General features: G+C 38.0%; 3 protein-coding genes. All 3 read right to left on the reverse strand.

Translation table 11 applies throughout. The annotated features are described in order from the left end of the window. Positions 1-232: 232 nt before the first annotated feature. Positions 233-4,297, reverse strand: coding sequence for a YSIRK-type signal peptide-containing protein (locus ACAM22_RS06540; RefSeq protein ID WP_369606540.1), 4,065 nt, complete (start codon positions 4,295-4,297; stop codon positions 233-235). Positions 4,298-4,784: 487 nt separating this feature from the next. Continuing rightward, positions 4,785-15,623: a YSIRK-type signal peptide-containing protein gene (locus tag ACAM22_RS06545; protein ID WP_369606541.1), complete on the reverse strand. Its 10,839-nt coding sequence runs from the start codon at positions 15,621-15,623 to the stop codon at positions 4,785-4,787. Positions 15,624-16,438: 815 nt separating this feature from the next. After that, complete coding sequence (locus ACAM22_RS06550; RefSeq protein ID WP_369606542.1) at positions 16,439-22,180, reverse strand: G5 domain-containing protein; 5,742 nt, start codon at positions 22,178-22,180, stop codon at positions 16,439-16,441. Positions 22,181-22,568: the final 388 nt, after the last annotated feature.

The following is a 22,568-nucleotide window of genomic DNA, read 5'->3' on the forward strand; positions in this document are numbered from 1 at the left end:
GTATTTACTGTCCATTTTCCTTTCGGATCTTTAGTTCCAACAGCTGTTTTTGGTTGATTATCTTCTCCTGTATAGCTTACAGTAATCTTATCTGCTTTTGCTGGATTTTGTGGTTTACCTGTAACATCACCATTGTCTTTTGCTGTTGCTACTGGTTTAGCTGGCTTAGAAAATTTCGCTGTTGCTTTTGCTGGATCTGAATCAGTACCATTTCCATTTTTCGTAACTACTGTTACTTCTGTCCGTCTTTTACTTTATTTTCCGGAATCGTGATTTCTCCAGTATTTGGATTGATTTGTACTTCTGGAGTATTTACTGTCCATTTTCCTTTCGGATCTTTAGTTCCAACAGCTGTTTTTGGTTGATTATCTTCTCCAGTATAGCTTACAGTAATTTTATCTGCTTTTGCTGGATCTTGTGGTTTACCTGTAACATCACCATTATCTTTCGCCACTGCTACTGGTTTAGCTGGTTTAGAAGATTTTGATGTTACTTTAGCTACTGGACTTTCAAGAACTACATTATTATCAATTCTCTTAGAAACTTTTGCAGTTACTTCTTTACCATCCGCAACTTCAAGATCAGAAATTGTTACAACACCTGCTGGAGTTACTGATACTTTATCGGTTGTCTTACCATTGACTGTCCAGTTATTTCCTGATTTTGCAACTGTTACAGTTTCTGGTGTAGTCTTACCTGTTGGTGTATAAGTAAGTGTGATTGTATCAATATCTTGCGGTGTATTACCATTAGGACGTGTTGGTGGGGTAACTGTTACACTACCATTTTCATTGGCTACTACGCTAGGCGCTGTCGGCGTTACCGCAAGAACTACTGGACGCTTGATTTCTGTCGGTGCAAATGTTGTTCTAGTTGTACTATTGTTATCTGTTACAGAACTTGGGAATTGCGCTGTAGCATTTCGAGTGTATTTACCTGAATTATCTAATGTAGTACCTGGATCTAAGTTGTCTCCAGCTTTCCACGTCCAAGTCATACCTTGAGGCAAGTGGCTATTCCCACGATCGCTTTGATCTTGGCTATCTACAACTTTAAGATAATTATGAGCATCAACATTTGTACGGCTATTTGGTACATTTAATGTTGAACCAACTGGTACTTTCGCGACACCATTTTCAAGATTTTTTGTTGCAATATCCACAACACGGTACTTGAATTTCAAGTCACGGCTGTCAGTAGCACTACTTCCTTCTACGTGAAGAGTAGCAGTATGTTCTCCCAATGTCTGAGTATCTAATACTCTACCTGAAGATAAACGAGTTTTATACTTCTTATCTTCTGAACTTCCATCTTTACCTGTTTGAGCTGTAAAGTTAGAAGCACTTACTCCGCCAGGAAGATTTCCAACTGTTACTTTTGAGATGGTACCTGAGTTATCCCATACTTTAAGCTCTGGGTTAAAGTCAGCACCACGATAGACTGTAAAGATTGGTGTATTGGCTGTCTCTGTTAGCGTAATGCCATTTAAAGTAGCTTGTGGTTTTTGGACATCTTTTGCAGTTGCTTTAGCTGGATCCGAATCCGCACCATTTCCATTCTTCGTAACTGCTGTTACTTCTGTCAAGTCTTTAACTTTATTAGCCGGGATTGTGATTTCACCTGTATTTGGATCAATTCGAACATCTGGGTTATTTACAGTCCATTTGCCGTTTGTTCCTTTAGTTCCCTCAGCTGTTTTAGGTTTATTATCTTCCCCTGTAAAGCTTACTTTGATTTTGTCTACTTTTTTAGAATCTTGTGGTTTTGCAGTTACATCCCCATTATCCTTAGCTGTTGCCACTGGTGTTTGAGCTTTGGTATCTACAACATGAACTGGTACATCCACAATGTAGGTTCCACGTTGGGGGATTACTACTTCTACCTTACCATACACTGGTTTCCCTGGTGCCGTAGTTTTGGACACATCTGGATCTTTAAACCAACGATAGGTTGTTCCAGCTGGCATTTCTGACTTATTCTTAATGCTATCAATCGCTGGAGGAATAACTCCCACTTTTGTAGTTTGCTCTTTAGATACTGGTTTGAAATTGAAGTTAGTTGCTTCTTCTGGTCTCAACGGCAAGGTACCGATGATGGCATTTTGACCTGAATAATACCGAGGTTTTCCTCCCAATGTATACCCTCCGTAGGCAAGATACGGATCATTCGCTAAGCGGGATTTGATCTCTGATACCATCGGATTACTTTTATCTTTATTAACCCAATCCGACATAATACTTTGATCCAATTCATCACCTTCTAAAACTTTTGTTTTGAAAGTCATAATTGTACGTTGCCCAGCAACTACGTTCAGTTTATCTTCTATAACACCTCTAACAAGGTTGTATTCAAGACCGTTCTTCTTGATACCTAACATATCTAGGACTCGAGGGAATGCATCTGCATTAGGCTCTGTCCCATCTCCGCTATTTTTTCGATAAATATTCTTACGCCATCCATTTGATGGTTCTATATAATCCATCCAAGCATCTGTATTTTCAGTATAAGATGCCCCCGAACGTCGGACACCATCTTTTACATATGCTCGATAAGCGGGATTTTCATACTCCCATGCTGACGCACTAGAATATTCTTTATGAGATGTCTGTTGTCCATTTACATATTTTGTATAAGTGAAATCATACGGATCTCCAACTGTACGCGGAATAGCAAGTGAGATTTTTTTAGACAATCCTGCCTGCGCATTTGCTGCTGGACCTGAATCTACCATCCAATAGTAATACTTGTTGCCATTATCTTCAACTCGCATCTCACGATACACACGAATGTTATCATAAGCTTGATTAGCTTTTCCTTTACTTACGAAAGCATACTGTTTCGTATCTGGTGAGAACACATCACGCTCTGAATAGTTAATCATAGGGTTTTCTGTCCAACCAACACCGAAGTCTGTTACTTTTGCTTCACGAACAATACTCGTTCCACGACCAACTACTTTCCCATCTTTTGTTACTACAGCTGTGACTTCCGCACCTTTTGTCATCAGTTGAGCATCAACATCAACAGTGAAATATCCATTAGATTGCGACTTCGTTTTATATTTTCGTCCTCCTACTGTGATTTCCACATCAGATTCCGCTGCTGTATATCCATCAACTTGTTTAACATAGGCTAGACTATCATTGAAGGAAACTGTATTTGCTTCGCTTACAACTACAGTATCAACAGTTTTCCCATTCACTACCAATGTCACTGTGCTTCCAACTTTAATCCCAGGAGCATTTAACTTGAAGGCACCTGAATCATCAAGCTTTGAAGTTACCAATGTTTTTCCATTTTGCTTAATTTCAATTGTTGAAGATGGTGTCGCATATCCTGTGATAAATCCAGAATTTGCTATAACGATTCCAAGTTGCCCACGAATAGTCGTTTTATCAATGGCTGCCGATCTTAGACCAGAACCTTGACCCATACTTTGACCATTACGTGAGTCACGAGATCCTGAACTCAAACGTGTTGTAGCATTTTTAACAGAAATAAACATTCTCTTCACAAGTTTGTTCATTTGTTCAACATCTGTTAGAGAGACTGTAGTATTCTGAAGAACATCCTGAGCCAAGCCCAATAGTTCATTGGCTTTTTCAAGAACTTCTTTGCTAGTCTCATGCTCAGGCAATTCCAAAACAGCTGCCTGCAATTGATCTACAGATACTTTCAAGGCTTCTTTTTTAGCTGATACAGTTTGACTCTCTTCGATTGCGCTTACTTCAGAAGAAGGTTGGCTCGCTGGTTTTTCAGCCTGCTTCTCAGTTTTATCTACTTGAACCTCAGTTGATTCCTTGGCAGCTGATAAAACTGTCACATCTTTAGACAAGACTTCTACAAGCTCATCAATATCCTTTTGAGCTAGGTCAGAATTTTCTAGGGCTTCTTTCCCTTTTTGAAGTCTGTCTTTAACAGGTGAGACTACTGAAGCGTCAAGGTTTAATTTAGTTGAAAGAAGAGAATTTAGTTCTTCAACTACTTTTCTCAACTTAGTTTTATCAACTGTAGGCACTTGAGTTTCCAAGGATTTATTTACTTCATCTACTTTGTTTCCAGTAGGTTCCGCAATACCTTGAGGCGACTTGGCCTCATCTTTAGGACTTACTACACCCGCAGTAGATGGTGCAGTAGTTTCGCTTACACTATCCGCACTCGCAACGCGTGCACCCAAAAACATCAGCGCTGCTACAGCAACTGAAGCCGCACCGAAACTGTATTTACGAATAGAAAAGCGCAAGACTTTTTCACGTTGTTGTCGATTTACTTTATATGAATTCGATTTGTGTTCCATTTGTCCTCCTAAGGGCAATATAATATAGAAAAAGCAATCTTCATAACTTCAACCCCTTAAAAAGAGTTAAGCTATAAAAATCACTATGATGATCGCTATTAGCAAATAACATCACAGCTATCACAGCTATCACAGCTATCACAGCTATCACAGCTCAATTATACCATTTTTAATATATTTAAACAAGAGAAAACCGATTTATTACATAAAATAGGGATAAAATTTTTAATTATCCATAAAAATGTTATTATGTTATATATTTAAGTGAAACTAACTGTCTAGATTTAAAATCAAATTAATTTCTAGAAATGTTTTAACAACCAGAGTGTACTATTCTAGTTTCAATTTATTGTGGTCCAGATATTAGCATCTACTTTTCAAAAATACAACAACGGCCTTGCACCTCTTAAAACGAGGAACAAGGCCGTTGTTATTTTTTTATTCATTGTCCACTTAACAATGAACAATACATATTTTGACTACATTTTTAGTCTTCTTTTTTCTTTGCAAGAGCAAGTCCGAGACCACCTAGCATACCAAGAAGTCCGAAAGATGCAAGAGTAGCATTTGATTCTGTTCCTGTATTTGGCAATACATTTTGAGAACCATTTGACTTAGCTCCATTATCAACAGTAGTCTTAGTATCTACCTGATCTGCATTCGGAGTAACTGCATCTGGAACTGGAGTTGTTGGTGCTGGTGCATCTTGACCAGAACCTCCATTAGTATCAGGTGTAACTGGCGTATCAGGTGTCACTGGTGCAACTGGTTTTTCAGTTACTGGTGTTTCTGGTGTTACCTTAGCTGGTGTTGTTACATTAGGAACTTCTACTGATGGTTTATTTGGTTCAGTAATCTTACCTGTACCTGGGACAGCTTTCTTAGGAAGTTTGTCGTTTGGTACTTTACCTTTTCCATCTTGACCGATTTCAACAGTGATTGGACCATCTTCACCTGGGATTTCTACTGTAGTTCCTGGTGGATATGTTCCTCCTCCTGGTCTCTGCGGTGTTACTGTAACGTCACCTGTCTTAGGATCTCGTTCCACATCTAATGTTGGTGTCTTACGAGATGGTGTTGTTACATCCACTGGTTGTGATGGTTTCTTGTTCGGTTCGGTTACTGTTCCTGTTCCCGGTTTAGCATCTTTTGGAAGTTTGTCATTTGGAACTGTTCCTGAACCGTCATTGCCAATTGTGACTGTGATTGTTGTTCCATTTTCACCTGGAATTTCTACCTTGCTACCTGATGGGTAGGTTGTGCCATCTGGTTTCTTAGGCGTTACAATCGCATTTCCATTTGGTTGTTGAGTAATCTCAATCTTACCTGGTTTTTCAGTTACTGGTGTTTCTGGTGTTACCTTAGCTGGTGTTGTTACATTAGGAACTTCTACTGATGGTTTATTTGGTTCAGTAATCTTACCTGTACCTGGGACAGCTTTCTTAGGAAGTTTGTCGTTTGGTACTTTACCTTTTCCATCTTGACCGATTTCAACAGTGATTGGACCATCTTCACCTGGGATTTCTACTGTAGTTCCTGGTGGATATGTTCCTCCTCCTGGTCTCTGCGGTGTTACTGTAACGTCACCTGTCTTAGGATCTCGTTCCACATCTAATGTTGGTGTCTTACGAGATGGTGTTGTTACATCCACTGGTTGTGATGGTTTCTTGTTCGGTTCGGTTACTGTTCCTGTTCCCGGTTTAGCATCTTTTGGAAGTTTGTCATTTGGAACTGTTCCTGAACCGTCATTGCCAATTGTGACTGTGATTGTTGTTCCATTTTCACCTGGAATTTCTACCTTGCTACCTGATGGGTAGGTTGTGCCATCTGGTTTCTTAGGCGTTACAATCGCATTTCCATTTGGTTGTTGAGTAATCTCAATCTTACCTGGTTTTTCAGTTACTGGTGTTTCTGGTGTTATCTTAGCTGGAGTCGTTACATTCGGAACTTCCACTGATGGTTTATTTGGTTCAGTAATCTTACCTGTACCTGGGACAGCTTTCTTAGGAAGTTTGTCGTTTGGTACTTTACCTTTTCCATCTTGACCGATTTCAACAGTGATTGGACCATCTTCACCTGGGATTTCTACTGTAGTTCCTGGTGGATATGTTCCTCCTCCTGGTCTCTGCGGTGTTACTGTAACGTCACCTGTCTTAGGATCTCGTTCCACATCTAATGTTGGTGTCTTACGAGATGGTGTTGTTACATCCACTGGTTGTGATGGTTTCTTGTTCGGTTCGGTTACTGTTCCTGTTCCCGGTTTAGCATCTTTTGGAAGTTTGTCATTTGGAACTGTTCCTGAACCGTCATTGCCAATTGTGACTGTGATTGTTGTTCCATTTTCACCTGGAATTTCTACCTTGCTACCTGATGGGTAGGTTGTGCCATCTGGTTTCTTAGGCGTTACAATCGCATTTCCATTTGGTTGTTGAGTAATCTCAATCTTACCTGGTTTTTCAGTTACTGGTGTTTCTGGTGTTACCTTAGCTGGTGTTGTTACATTAGGAACTTCTACTGATGGTTTATTTGGTTCAGTAATCTTACCTGTACCTGGGACAGCTTTCTTAGGAAGTTTGTCGTTTGGTACTTTACCTTTTCCATCTTGACCGATTTCAACAGTGATTGGACCATCTTCACCTGGGATTTCTACTGTAGTTCCTGGTGGATATGTTCCTCCTCCTGGTCTCTGCGGTGTTACTGTAACGTCACCTGTCTTAGGATCTCGTTCCACATCTAATGTTGGTGTCTTACGAGATGGTGTTGTTACATCCACTGGTTGTGATGGTTTCTTGTTCGGTTCGGTTACTGTTCCTGTTCCCGGTTTAGCATCTTTTGGAAGTTTGTCATTTGGAACTGTTCCTGAACCGTCATTGCCAATTGTGACTGTGATTGTTGTTCCATTTTCACCTGGAATTTCTACCTTGCTACCTGATGGGTAGGTTGTGCCATCTGGTTTCTTAGGCGTTACAATCGCATTTCCATTTGGTTGTTGAGTAATCTCAATCTTACCTGGTTTTTCAGTTACTGGTGTTTCTGGTGTTACCTTAGCTGGTGTTGTTACATTAGGAACTTCTACTGATGGTTTATTTGGTTCAGTAATCTTACCTGTACCTGGGACAGCTTTCTTAGGAAGTTTGTCGTTTGGTACTTTACCTTTTCCATCTTGACCGATTTCAACAGTGATTGGACCATCTTCACCTGGGATTTCTACTGTAGTTCCTGGTGGATATGTTCCTCCTCCTGGTCTCTGCGGTGTTACTGTAACGTCACCTGTCTTAGGATCTCGTTCCACATCTAATGTTGGTGTCTTACGAGATGGTGTTGTTACATCCACTGGTTGTGATGGTTTCTTGTTCGGTTCGGTTACTGTTCCTGTTCCCGGTTTAGCATCTTTTGGAAGTTTGTCATTTGGAACTGTTCCTGAACCGTCATTGCCAATTGTGACTGTGATTGTTGTTCCATTTTCACCTGGAATTTCTACCTTGCTACCTGATGGGTAGGTTGTGCCATCTGGTTTCTTAGGCGTTACAATCGCATTTCCATTTGGTTGTTGAGTAATCTCAATCTTACCTGGTTTTTCAGTTACTGGTGTTTCTGGTGTTATCTTAGCTGGAGTCGTTACATTCGGAACTTCCACTGATGGTTTTCCTGGTACTGTAATCTTGCTTGTGCCTGGTACTTTTCCTTCTGGTAATTCATTATTTGGTACTTTACCTTTTCCATCTTTTCCGATTGTAATTGTAATTGGATGATCCTTATCTTTACCTGGTATTTCTACCTTCGTGTTTTCTGGATATAATGTTCCATCTGGTTTCTTCGGTGTTACTGTAACTTCACCAGTATCTGGATCTTGGTCCAATTCTACTGTTGGGATAAGCTTAGATGGTGTTGTTACCTTAGGAACTTCCACTGATGGTTTTCCTGGTACTGTAATCTTGCTTGTGCCTGGTACTTTTCCTTCTGGCAATTCATTATTTGGTACTTTACCTTTTCCATCTTTTCCAATTGTAATTGTAATTGGATGATCCTTATCTTTACCTGGTATTTCTACCTTCGTATTTTCTGGATATAATTTTCCATCTGGTTTCTTAGGCGTTACTGTAACTTCACCAGTATCTGGATCTTGGTCCAATTCTACTGTTGGGATGAGCTTAGATGGAGTCGTTACATTCGGAACTTCCACTGATGGTTTTCCTGGTACTGTAATCTTGCTTGTGCCTGGTACTTTTTCTTCTGGTAACTCACTATTTGGTACTTTACCTTTTCCATCTTTTCCAATTGTAATTGTGATTGGATGATCCTTATCTTTACCCGGTATTTCTACCTTCGTATTTTCTGGATACAATGTTCCATCTGGTTTCTTAGGTGTTACTGTAACGTCTCCTGTATTTGGATCTTGATCTAATACTAAGGCTGGTGTTAAGCGAGCTGGGGTTTCTACAGTAACTTTTTCTGGTGTTTTTCCTGTACCAGGCTCAGTAATTGTTCCTGTTCCTGATATTTTTCCGTCTGGTAAATCTTTATTTGGTACTTTTCCTTTACCGCCTGCTCCAATTATTACAACGATTGGTGTTCCATTTTTACCCGGTATTTCTACCTTCGTATTTTCTGGATATAATGTTCCATCTGGTTTCTTAGGCGTTACTGTTACTTCTCCTGTATCTGGATCTTGTTGTAATTCTACCGTTGGTGTCTTACGGGCTGGTGTTGTTACACTTACTGGTCGTGATGGTTTCTTATTCGGTTCTGTTACTGTTCCACGACCTGGTTTAGCTTCTTTTGGAAGTTTATCATTTGGAACTTCTCCAGAACCATCTTTTCCTATCGTTACTTCAATAGTTTTTCCATCTTCTCCTGGGATTTCAACCTTAGTTCCTTGCGGGTATATTCCTCCACCTGGTTTCTTAGGTGTTACAATAGCATCTCCATTTTCCTTACGAGTAATTGCTATATCTGTTGGAGCTTCTGTTTCTGGTAAAGTTGGATCAATGCGTTTCGGTGTTTCTACTTTAACTTCTTCAGGGGTTTTACCTTTTTCTGTAATTTTACCTATTCCTGGTGTTTTCCCTTCAGGTAAATCGTTATTTGAAACTTTTCCTGTTCCATCTTTTCCGATTGTAATTATGATTGGATGATCCTTATCTTTACCCGGTATTTCTACCTTCGTATTTTCTGGATATAATGTTCCATCTGGTTTCTTAGGTGTTACAGAAACATCTCCTGTTTTTGGATCTTGTTCTAACTCTATTGTTGATGGTTTACGAGCGGGTGTTGTTACATTCACAGGTTTCGATGGTTCTTTATTTGGTTCCTTTACGATACCTTTACCTGATACTTCTCCTTTTGGAAGTTTATCATTTGGAACTGTTCCTGAACCGTCATTTCCAATCTCTACCTCTATTGTTGTATTATTATCACCTGGAATAACTACCTTAGTTCCTGATGGATATGTTCCTCCACCTGGTTTCGTTGGCGTTACGATTGCATCACCATTTTCTTTACGAGTAATTCCTATAGTTGGAGTTTGAGTCGTAGGAGCTTTTGGATCTGTTCCGTTTTTCTTCTCTTCCTCATCTGGAATTCCATCATTATCATCATCTTTATCTGTAATGTCTGGATCTCCATCCCCATCAGTATCTCTTAATACATTCACAATAACATCTTTCGTAACTGGCGTATCTCCTTCGTGAGTTACAGTTACTTTGATAGTTACATCACGATGTTCTTCTATTCTATCCCAGTCTTTAATATCTGGTGTTCCAGTAACTTTTCCTTCACTATTCACCGTTAAACCATTTACTGTTGGTGCAGTAATTGTACTATTTGATTTATTTGGTGTTACTACTACTTTACTTGTGTACTTAGCTTTTTCTCTTGCATTTTCTGGTTTTCCAAATGCAACTTCTAACGGTTTACCTACAGTAGCTTTAGCTGGCTGACTTGGTAGTCCTGTTAATTTACTTGTTACTTGAGCTGTTATTGGTGAACCATCTTTAACTTTATCTGCTGGAATTGTCACTTTACCATTTGCATCAACAGCAATTGTTGGATCAGAACTTGTCCAAGTTCCATCTCCAGCTTTTGTTACTGTTACTGTTTTAGACGTATTATCTTCACCTGTATATGTGATAGTTGTAGTTCCTTCTCCAGTTAATATCGGTGTAATTTCTACAGTTCCGTTTTCTTTTGGTGTAACTGTTGGAGCTTGTGGTTTCACTTTAACAATTACATCTGTTGTTTCTGTTGAACCATCTTCATAAGTAATCGTCACTGGAATTGTCTGCTTACTATCCGGAGTTACATTTGGTAATGGTGATGTTTTTTCCACTACACTCCTAATCTTCGTTGCTGCGAAATCTTTAGTTTCAGTTCCATCTACTAATCCAGTAACCCCTGTTTTTCCTGATAAATCATCTCTTGAAAGTGGTGAGCCTGCTTCTTTTACAATATCAACCTTAGTTACAGTATGAGATTTAGGTGTATATGTCGTATTATCAGAATCTACAGCTGAACCACCTGTACCTTTTGTTGCTTTGGCAGTAACACTAGTTCCTACTAATTTTTTAGGAATTTCTAGTGAACCATTGTGGAATACTAGACCTGCTTTTGGAGTTTCAAGTTCCCATCCAGAATCTTTCTTCACTAGTGTTACAGTTCCATCTGTTAATGGAATCGTTACTTTGTCCCCATCTGTTGGTGGTGTTACTTTAACATTTCCATTTTGCCATTGTGAAATGGTTGGAGCTACCGGTTTAACGTGGAATGTTACAGGTCTTTCGACTGTAGCCGGTGCGTAAATTCTTACCTCCTTACCATCAATCGATTTTCTAACCCCTCCTCCATTAGGGAATTTAACCAGCGCTTTGTAGTCAGTTATCACCCCAGGTTTTGCCAATTCAGTTTCATTAGCAACTTCAGAATTTCCCTTCTTCCATTTGAATGACATACCAGTTGGATAGTATTTATCATTACCATCGGCATTTGGAGTATCTACTACTTTTACATTGTAATGTGAATCACCTAATTGTGTATTTAGCGGAACTGTTTTCGGAGTTTCTTTTACTTCAACATCTACAACTGTATACTTAAATTTATACGTATTTGTATTATTTAAAGCATCTTTTACAACTACACTACCTTCATGATCTCCTAAAGTAGCCGTATTCGTAGCTGTTGCATTTCCTAATTCTACTTTTACATCTGCACCATCTTTAGACCAGTTTCCTGATTTTTCAATTTTTGTTCCATTTGAAATACCAGATATACTTAGATTAGTCACATTGCTCTTATCATCACTAACTCTAATTGTTGGATTAAATGTTGCCCCTTTGAATACTACAAATTTTGCGGTTGTATTAATATCATTTGTCAATGTTAATCCATCCATTGTAGCTGTTGGAGCTGATGTGTCTGATTTACTAATTGGAATTTCAATATCTTCAGTCGAAAGGTCAGGATACTTAATTGTTGCACCAATATAATATGTCCCGTCTGGTTTTTTCTTAATTTCCCCACGGTCTTTCATTGTAAGTTCTAGATCTTTTGTCTTACCATTAATTTTCACTTCGCCACGAGTTGCTGTGAAATTAAGATCTAACTTAGGCTTCATGGCATTAAATTCTGCATCACTAAGTTTTGCGCCTTTACCAGTTACATCTTTGTCTAGCTGTTGTGTTCCTACTTTTGGAACATATTTTTCAGCTTGTGTTAACACTTTAAATACTACACGTGTTGGATTAGATGCGACATTATCTTGATTTCTTAATTCATTTCCAGCAGCATCTGTTGCTACATAGTATCTTGTAACAATTTCTTTACCATTAGTCCATTTGTTACCATGATCAGACTTATTTGTCTTATCAAGAGTTCCAGTAACCATAATATCTTTAGGAGCTGTTAGTTCTGGGCCATTATTTGTTTTCAATAATTTTCCTTCATAAGATAGTCCATAATCTAAATCATTCGTATTATTATCTTTAGATGATAATCTTGATTCGATTAACTTGTTAGAATCATCTGTAACTGTTCCTAATCTAAAGTTGTTACTTTCTGTTGGAGTCACGTAAACTGTACGGAATCCATTCTCAACAGTAGTATTCTTTTCATCAAATGCGAATTTAGGCGGTTCTTTTTCCCCTGCTTTTGAATTTACTGTTGCTGGATTGCTTTCTACATGGTCACTTGTTTCGGATTTGGCAGTAATTGGAGCAGAATCTTTGATAGCTCTATCTTTAATCGTTACTTTCCCTGTAGTTTTATCAATCGTCACACCGTCATCTGGTGCGTTATTCAGTGTCCATCCATCCTTAGTTTTTGTTGCTGTTATTTTTCTTGAAGAATTATTCGGATCATTATAAGTGAAATTAAATGAATTTACATTCTTTTCATTAACTGGTGTTACTGTAACATCCCCATTTTCTTGAGGTGTTACAGTTGGTGCTGTTGGTTTCACTCGGAATTCAATATCTCTAGCAATATAAGCACGTCCACGGATTTCATTGACATTATCTCCTGTCGCATTTGTTGCAGTAACTGATTCACCGTTTGTTGGTACATATGTTGTTGGATAGAATGCGGCTGCTTTTACAGTATATTTACCAGGATCTGTATACGTTAAGTTTGTCTTATACTCTGTACCTCTGATAAAGCGGAACGTCATACCACTTGGGAATAATCTATCACTTCTTTGTGATCCATCATTTACTGTTAAGTAATTATTTGCATCTCCTACTGGTCGGTTTAATTCCACTTCTCTAGAAATTTTAGCAACGCCTGTTTGTGCAGAAACACCTTGTTCAAAGTCAAGGTCTAACACACGAACACGGAATTTCACTTCTTTATGGTTACCTTGGTTAACATTTCCATCTGCCGCATCAGATACTTTTAATTTAACTATTGAAATACCTAATGGAGCATTAGCATCAACACGACCACGAACTGTATAACTTCCTTGAGCATTTTCAGTTTTACCTGATTCTTGAATTGTTACATTAGAATGTTCAGAAGCATTTTTATTGAACCAAACACCTTTAGGGATTCCAGAAACATGCTGAATATTTACTTTACCAGCTGCATTGTTATCGTAATATTTTAAAGGCAACTCAATATTTGCACCGCGATAAACATCAATAGTTGGTGCTTTTGAAATATCATCCGTTAATGTTGTTTCAGCATTATTACTTGTTTTATAGACAATTTTCACAGTTGGTGGCTGTGTATCACGTTCAGGCGTTGGAATTACAGGTGCACTAAATTCTGAATCTACTGTAGTATTTTTTACTGTTGTTTTAGCTTTAATCGCTGTTGACGGTAATGCTCTAGAAACATTAATAGTAGCTTTTTGACCCCTTGTTATTCCTGTTCCGATAACTTCATCTCCACTATATAATGTCACTGTAGAACCATCAGGAACTCCTTCCTTTACATCCACTACTACATTTTGCCCTTTTTTGCCCGCTTTTTCATTTACAGAATTTTTGTCAATTACAGGTGTTTTAGGCTTAACATTTAATGTAACTGTTCCGTCTGAACCAGAACCTGGATTTTCTGAACTTGTACCATCTTGATATCTTGCAATTACTTTATATTTGAATACTCCAGCTGTAGTAGCTGTACTTGCTGGCTTGACACCCTTTTCCCAACTCCAAGTCATACCTGCAGGGAATGGTTTGCTCTCTTTATGTGTAACGTAACCTGAATTTGCAGGATCATCTGGATTTCCTAAAGTGTCTCCTACTGTTTTTGTAACAGTCAATCCTTGAATTGGGTTTAATTGTGCATCTGGTTTACTTTCCAATTTCGTTCCAGTAGCAGCATACACATATGCTGCAAGCGCAGTTTTAGCAAATCCTTCTTTAGCGGTTACAGCCATTGCACCCGCTCTTTGGGCTTGTGCATCAGTAACATCATCTCTTAAACGCATCTTAACGTGATATTTGTAGGCAAAATCTTGTTGAATGCCTACAGTTAATAGATGAGAATAAGAGCCACCAGGATAAGATCCGTTAGGATCATTTTTTAATTTAATAATACGATTTAGGTCCTCATTATATTGCAATTGTTTTAACATTTGTTGTCTCTGATCATTGCTGTTTGGACCACCACTCATCTGAAAAAGACCACCTGCAGCTCCCCATAGTCTTTGTGAGTCTGAATCCTGATAACTATTACTTGCCAATCTCCCCAATGGGACTGTATATCTTTCACCTTCTCTAGTAAAATTATCAGGATTATCAGAAAGTATTCCTGTCGCTCCTGCTTTTTTTCGATAACGTTCATAGTAAGCCTCAGAAACAACTCCTATCGGATAATTTCTACCAACATCAGGCAAAAGATCACGAGGTGGGTAGAACCAAAATGCATTTCTATAATATCCATCCAAAGCTTTACCATCATTTTGGAAGTAAACATCATAAGTAATAAATTTCATGCCATTTTCTTTACTATATCTTGCTGTCATGAACGTTTTATCAATTGTTCGGGTACGTTGTCCTACAGCTGTCGAACCGTGTCCTGAAGGCTCTGAAATATACTCTTTAACATTGTACAACGCACCTTCTACGCGTACATCATTTGCTCTAAAACTAACCCCTTCACCCATTCTTTGACCATTACGTGAGTCATGAGATCCAGTATTAGCAATCGTATTTTTTCCTTCTTTTACTACTTTTTCAGGAGTAATAGCCTTCGGCATTGAAGATAATACAAAAATTTTCTCATTAAGCTTTTTAGCTACTGCATCAATTTCAGCTTGTGTCAACTCAAGACTATTGTTATTAAGTACACTATTAGCTTTTTCTAAATCTGCTTGAATTGCAGCAAGGGTCGAAGCTGGAGCTTTTTCTTTGTTGACTTTATCCAAGAGTTCTTGAACTTTTGTAATACTAGCTTGTAACTGAGACTTATCTAATGTTTGTTTCTCCGTCACTTTATCACCACTAGCATCTTTAGTTACAGTTATGGTGCTAGTAGATGTGCCGTTATTTAGAGGATTAGCCTCTACGGCTTCTTTATTTTCAGATGTTTTCTCTCTTTCCTTAGTTTCCTTGGCTACCTCAACTTTTTCAGTTTCCTTGGTTTCCTCATTTTTTGATTTTGGAGCAGACTCTATCAGAGGCGATTTCTCCTCATTTGGATTCGCTGCGCCTATGGCAGGTTGGTTTTTAGCATCTACAACATCCGCACTAACGGCATGCGCACCCAAAAACATCAGTGCTGCTACAGCTACTGAAGCCGCACCGAAACTATACTTACGAATAGAAAAGCGCAAAACTTTTTCACGTTGATGACGCTTGATTCTATTGAGTGAATTTGATTTATTTTCCATTGTTCCTCCTTATGTTAAAACACAAATTCAAATTAAAAAGCAATATTCCCTCTGGGAATAAAACAATAAAAACTACTATGATGGATATTTGACATCACAGCTATCATAGTTCAATTATAACACTTTTGATATATTCAATCAATCAAAATGGTATAAATATGACTATTTTCAAGAATTTTCAAGAAAACGAAACCAACACCTCTATAACAATTAAAAATAAGTATCCATAACAATAGATATCCGACCCTTAATTTTAGAACATCCTTCAAATATATCATATAAATACAAAATTATACTATTTTAAAATAAAATTCATAAACTTACGGCTTATAAACGAAAATATGATAGTTTTAATTAAAAAACCAATCATTTATTCATTATGCCTATCATTTCAAAGTATGTCCTTATACAACGATATTTCTTGAATAGACTATCAACAAAAGTGGAACTTTGATTTCAAATGAGTATAGTAGATTGAAGCTAAAGTAGTATAAGACAACTTCTAATTCATTTTAGAAATTTATCTAAGTCCTCTAATCAATTTGTGCACATTTTATTTCAACCCACTATCTCTTAGTACGATTATTGATATCTATAGTAAAATGAAATAAGAAATGAACGACTTGATTCTTGAATTAAAATCAATTTATAAGACCAATTTAAAATCTATAACGTACTATTTCAAATTCAGTTTATCATACTTTTTCGAGAATACAATAACAGCCTTGCACCTCTTGAAATGAGGAACAAGGCTGTTGTTATTTTTTTATTTATTGTCCACTTAACAATGAACCATTCATATTTTGACTACATTTTTAGTCTTCTTTTTTCTTTGCAAGAGCAAGTCCGAGACCACCTAGCATACCAAGAAGTCCTAGAGATGCAAGAGCAGCATTTGATTCTGTTCCTGTATTTGGTAATACATTTTGAGAATCTTTTGATTTAGTTCCATTATCATTAGTAGTTTTAGTATCTACCTGATCTGCATTCGGAATAACTGAATCTGGAATTGGAGTTGTTGGTGTAGGTGTATCGTGACCAGAATTTCCATTAACATCAGGTATTACTGGCCCAACTGGAATTGGAGTTGGAGTTGTTAGCTCAGGTGTATCGTGACCAGAATTTCCATTAGTATCAGTTGTGACTGGCGCAACTGGAGTTAGAGTTGTTGGTGCAGGTGTATCATGACCAGAACCTCCATTAGTTTCTGGTGTGACTGGAGTTGGAGTTCCACTTACTTTGCTGAAAATGTGAATCATTACTGGTTCATTTTCAGCAATCACAGTTCGTACAAATTCATATCCTGGAATTGATCCATGTTCAGAATCCTTTTCACTACCTGTCTTAAGGGATGGTTTCAATACATTCCCATCTTCATCAATCCATCGAACCTCAATAGTTACTTCTGGTAAAGTGATTGGACCAGACAGTTCACCGTTTTCAGCTGTTACCTTAGCTGGATTTTCTACTGGAACTTCCACAGCTGGTTTACCTGGTTCAGTAATCTTACCTGTACCTGGTACTTTACCTTCTGGTAATTCACTGTTTGGTACTTTGCCTTTACCATCTTCACCGATTGTGACTGTGATTGGCTTGTCACCTTTAACTGGAATTTCTACCGTAGTTCCTGGTGGGTATGTTGAGCCATCTGGTTTCTTCGGTGTGACTGTAACTTCACCTGTCTTAGGATCTTGTTCTAACTCTACTGTTGGTTCTTTCGTTTTCCCATAAGTTCGAACGGTTGTTGGAATTATCTTACCTGTTTTTGAATCAACTTCATAGGTAGTGGTATCAATCACATCACGACCTTCAGGATCTTTAGAGTGTTCAGCCTTAGGTTTAGCTCCTACTTTAACGATTGTCTTACCTGCTGGAGTGACGACTGGGTTACCAAGGTGCTCTGTAATATGACCGTCCTTTGAATCTACATCGTAAGTGGTGGTAGTAACTGTCTTACCTTTTTCACCCTCAGTACGCTCATCTGGTGTACCGAAGTCTTTTTCAACATCTTTAACGTATTCCACTTCTGGTTCAATCGGGGTTTCTACTACTTTATCCTTAGCTGGAACTTTAACGATCGTATTCGTTGGTTCTTTCGTACGAACTGGTTGACCAACTATAGGCGTTATCTTACCAGTCTTCGGATCTACTGTGTACGTTGTGGTGATTGTATCTTCACCATCTTCACCTTTAACGGTGATTGTTTCAGTACCTTCTTCTTTCGTATTATCTTTTTCGTAACGTACTGGAGATGGTACTACCTTCTTCTCAATCGTTGCTTCTTTCCTTGTTCCGTAAGTAGTGACTGTTGTAGGAGTTACCTTACCGGTCTTTGAATCAACTTCATAAGTTGTAGTGTTGATAACTTCACGACCTTGGTCATCCTTACTACGCTCAACCTTAGTTTTAGCCCCAACCTTAACGATTGTTTTGCCAGCTGGGGTGACCACTGGGTTATCAACGTGTTCTGTGATATGACCGTCCTTTGGATCTACATCGTAAGTAGTTGTAGTAACTGCTTTACCTTTTTCTCCCTCAGTACGCTCGTCTGGTGTACCAAAGTCACGAGTATCATCTTTTTCATAAACCACTGTAGGTTCAATTGGTGTTTCTACTACTTTATCCTTAGCCGCGACTTTAACTATTGTTTCTGTTGGATTTACTATTACCGGATTTCCTTCATTTGGAGTAACCTCCCCATTGTCTGGATTTACTGTATAAGTCGTTGTGGTAGTCTTACTTCCGTCTTTTCCTGGGACAGTAATATTGTCTTGACCTCTATCACGACTAGCATCTTTTTCGTATTTTACTGGAGATGGGATTGTTTCTACTTCTACTTTATCTTTCAATCCATTTTCTTTAAATGTTTCTTTTGTTGTATGCTCTATTATGTTTCCATTATCTGGATTTACTGTATATGAAGTTGCTGTCTTCACAATGTTATTTCCATCTTTAGAAGTTACTACTTTATCTTTCGCTGCTACTTTAACGATAGTAGTTGTTGGATTTACTATTACTGGCTCTCCTACATGTGCAATAGCTTCTCCACTGTTTGGATTTAATGTGTAAGTCGTTGTGGTGGTCTTACTTCCAGCTTTTCCTGGGACAGTAATATTATCTTGACCTTTTTCGCGACTAGTATCTTTTTCGTATTTTACTGGAGATGGGATTGTTTCTACTTCTACTTTATCCTTCAATCCGTTTTCTTTAAACGTTTCTTTTGTTGTATGCCCTGTGATGTTTCCATTGGTTGGATTTACTATATATGTAGTAACTTCTTTGACAATGTTATCCCCATCTTTAGAGTATACTACTTTATCTTTTGCTGCTACTTTGATAATTGTATCCGTTGGTTTTACTATTACCGGCTCTCCTACATTTGGAGTAACTTCCCCATTATTTGGATTTACTGTGTAGGTCGTTGTGGTGGTCTTACTTCCAGCTTTTCCTGGGACAGTAATATTATCTTGACCTTTTTCGCGACTAGTATCTTTTTCGTATTTTACTGGAGATGGGATTGTTTCTACGTCTACTTTATCCTTAGCTGGAACTTTAACGATCGTATTAGTTGGTTCTTTCGTACGAACTGGTTTTCCTACACTTGGGGTAATTTCCCCTGTTGTTGGATTTACTTTGTACGTTGTTGTGATTGTATCTTCACCATCTTCACCTTTAACAGTGATTGCTTCAGTACCTTTTTCTTTTGTATCATCTTTTTCGTAAACTACTGGAGATGGTACTACCTTCTTCTCAACCGTTGCTTCTTTCCTTGTTCCGTAAGTAGTTACTGTTGTTGGAGTCACCTTACCGGTCTTTGAATCAACTTCATAAGTTGTAGTGTTGATAACTTCACGACCTTGGTCATCCTTGCTACGCTCAACCTTAGTTTTAGCCCCAACCTTAACGATTGTTTTACCAGCTGGGGTGACCACTGGGTTGCCAACGTGCTCTGTGATATGACCGTCCTTTGGATCTACATCGTAAGTAGTTGTAGTAACTGTTTTACCTTTTTTACCCTCAGTACGCTGAGATGTTGCACCGAAGTTTTCTTCAACATCTTTAACGTATTCTACTTCAGGTTCAATCGGGGTTTCTACTACTTTGTCCTTCGCTGCAACTTTAACTATTGTTTCTGTTGGATTTACTATTACTGGATTTCCTACATGTGCAATAGCTTCTCCATTGTTTGGATTTACTGTATAAGTCGTTGTTGTTGTTTTACTTCCGTCTTTTCCTGCAACAGTAATATTGTCTTGGCCTTTTTCTCGACTAATATCTTTTTCGTATTTTACTGGGGATGGGATTGTCTCTACTTCTACTTTATCTTTCGCTCCCACTTTTACAACTCTAGCTATTGGTATAGTTACGACTTCTGGTTTGCTTTTTGATGGAGTTAGGGTTCCATTTACTGGATTTACGCTATAGGTTGTGGTGACTTTAGTTTTTCCTGATTTCCCTGGAAATTGAACGGTATCAGTACCTTTTGGACTGTTCTCATCTTTTAAATAAACTGGTTTGGGTTCAACTGAATTATACTCAACTAAATCCTTCGCGCCACCTTTATTGACTACTTCTTCCTTCTCAGTCGAAGTAAGACTGCCAGTTTTTGAGTTTACTGTGTAGCTTGTTGTCTTCTTAACAACGTCGGCTCCTTTTTTAATGTATTCTACTTCATCCTTGGCTGCGACTTTGACAACTGTTTCTATTGCCGGTTGCTTAACTACTGGTTGTCCTACATGTGCAATAGCTTCTCCATTGTTTGGATTTACTGTATAAGTTGTCGTTACTGTACTAGTGCCTGGAGTACCAGATACTGTGACTTTTGCTTCTTCTTTAGCCCTTGTGGCGTCTTTTTCATAACGAACACTTGGATCAAGTGGTGTAACGACAACCTTAGCCTTGGCACCATCTTTCTTAAACACTTCATCAAGTGTATTTTTAGTAATCTGTCCTGTATCAGGATCTTTCATACTCACAGTTGTTGACTTAATGATGTCATCTCCGCTTTTACTGTATACAGTAGTTTCTCCAACTTTTTCTACAGATTTAACTGTTGTAATTTTTTTATCTTGATAACCTGTCCCATCTAAGGAAATTCGTTTCCCAGACATAAACTCTGATCGTCTATTAATCAGATCGGCTTCAAAATAAGAACGTGAACTATGACCTCCGCTTGTCCGTCCAACATTTATAACAACATCACTATCATTGCTGACACCTTTTCTTATTGTCGAATCATTATCAACAATATAATGAGTCATTTTACCAGACTTAGCTATTTTTTTGCTATCTAAACCTTTTTGCCAAAATTCACGACGGGAAACCCAACTTGTCACAACTTTTGGAGCATTGAATGTTGTTCCTTTTTTTAATACATTATTATAAAAGTTTCTATAAGCCCGCTGTTCTTTAGGAGACATGACTCTGCTATCAGAATATGCCAACTGATAGGCTTCAACCATTGCCCGTTGTACTAAGTATCCTCCTAAAGAATGTCCTGTCAAATAAAGATTGGTAATACTCTTATCTTTAGCTAGTTCGCGCATGATATTTTCTGCATCGTTCCCTTGCTGAGGATTGCTTCCTACTCCAAGTACTCCATCAGCCACAATATCTTTGGCATCACTTGTTCCACGAAAGGCTAACACTTGTGCAGTTCCATTTGGTAAATATAAGAAATCACTCTTAGTTTCATACAAGACAGCATCTAGTCCACTGGATGTATGATAGCTTTTCTTTCTTTTCCAATAAGGAGCTAATTCCCTATTCATCATCATGTATTCATAGCGTGGTTTACTTTCGCCTTTCTTTTTGTATAAATCCGCCTCTGTTAATTGCTTCTTATTATTTAAAACTTTATCAATATAATCATCATCACGGTAAGACAATTCCATGAACATAATCATATCGCGCTCACTGACATTCCATTTTAATTTTTCATCTGGCTTTTCTTTACTGTCAATAATACCATCACCATCAGTATCTTCTAACATAGGATGACTATTATAGCCTACATACTTTTTTCCGTCCTTTTCATAAATATAAAGTTCTTCTTTATCCTTCAAGTAATCTTCATCTGTATAAGCTTCTGGACTTAACTTAGGGCCGTTTAGTAACAAACTGTCAAGCTTATTACCTTCTGAACCGATTACTCCTGCTTTTATTTGCTTAGCATACTCATCAGTTAATTCATACTTTTTAACCTCGGAAGGATTGGATGCTGCTCTCACCTCTGGAGTGCTTGATCTGTCTTCACCCGCCACGGAAGCCCTTGTGATCAAGCTATTATTTTCCTTATCCCCAGATGTACCGAGTTCTGTAGTCCTTGTAGATCTTATTGGAACATCTCTGGTATCTAACTCAGAAGCAGGATTATTTTGATTATCTGGTATAGGTTGAACTGCTTCTCTTTTCTCCACAGAAGATGGGGAATTTTCCGTAGAAGCAAGCACTCCCTGAGATGGTGTAAACAAGGCAATTCCTATTAATACAGAAGCCACTCCAACAGAAAACTTTCGAATCGAAAAACGTTGACGTTTATTAAAAATATCTTTCATTTTACCAACTTTCTTTCTAACTATTTTTTACAAAATAGAGGCTTCTAATATTTTACATAGACAGAATACTAAATCGTTTCTTGACTAAAATTTTAGAGCTTTTCCTCTACTTCATCATAAACTACCACATTGATTTCTAATCATAGAAAATGGATTGCTTAATATTACTAAAATATCAGTAAAATATAAAAAAATGTAATACTCAATGAAAATCAAAGAGCAAACTAGGAAGCTAGCCGCAGGCTGTACTGGAGTACGGCAAGGTGAAGCTGACGTAGTTTGAAGAGATTTTCGAAGAGTATAAATATTTCACTTCCAACACTGCCATTATACCATAAAAATTCATAACACTCATGTATTTAAAAAAAGTTTATTAAAAAGCCTTTAA

The sequence above is a fragment of the Streptococcus sp. SN-1 genome, from assembly GCF_041154385.1.
Lineage (GTDB): Bacteria > Bacillota > Bacilli > Lactobacillales > Streptococcaceae > Streptococcus > Streptococcus mitis_CT.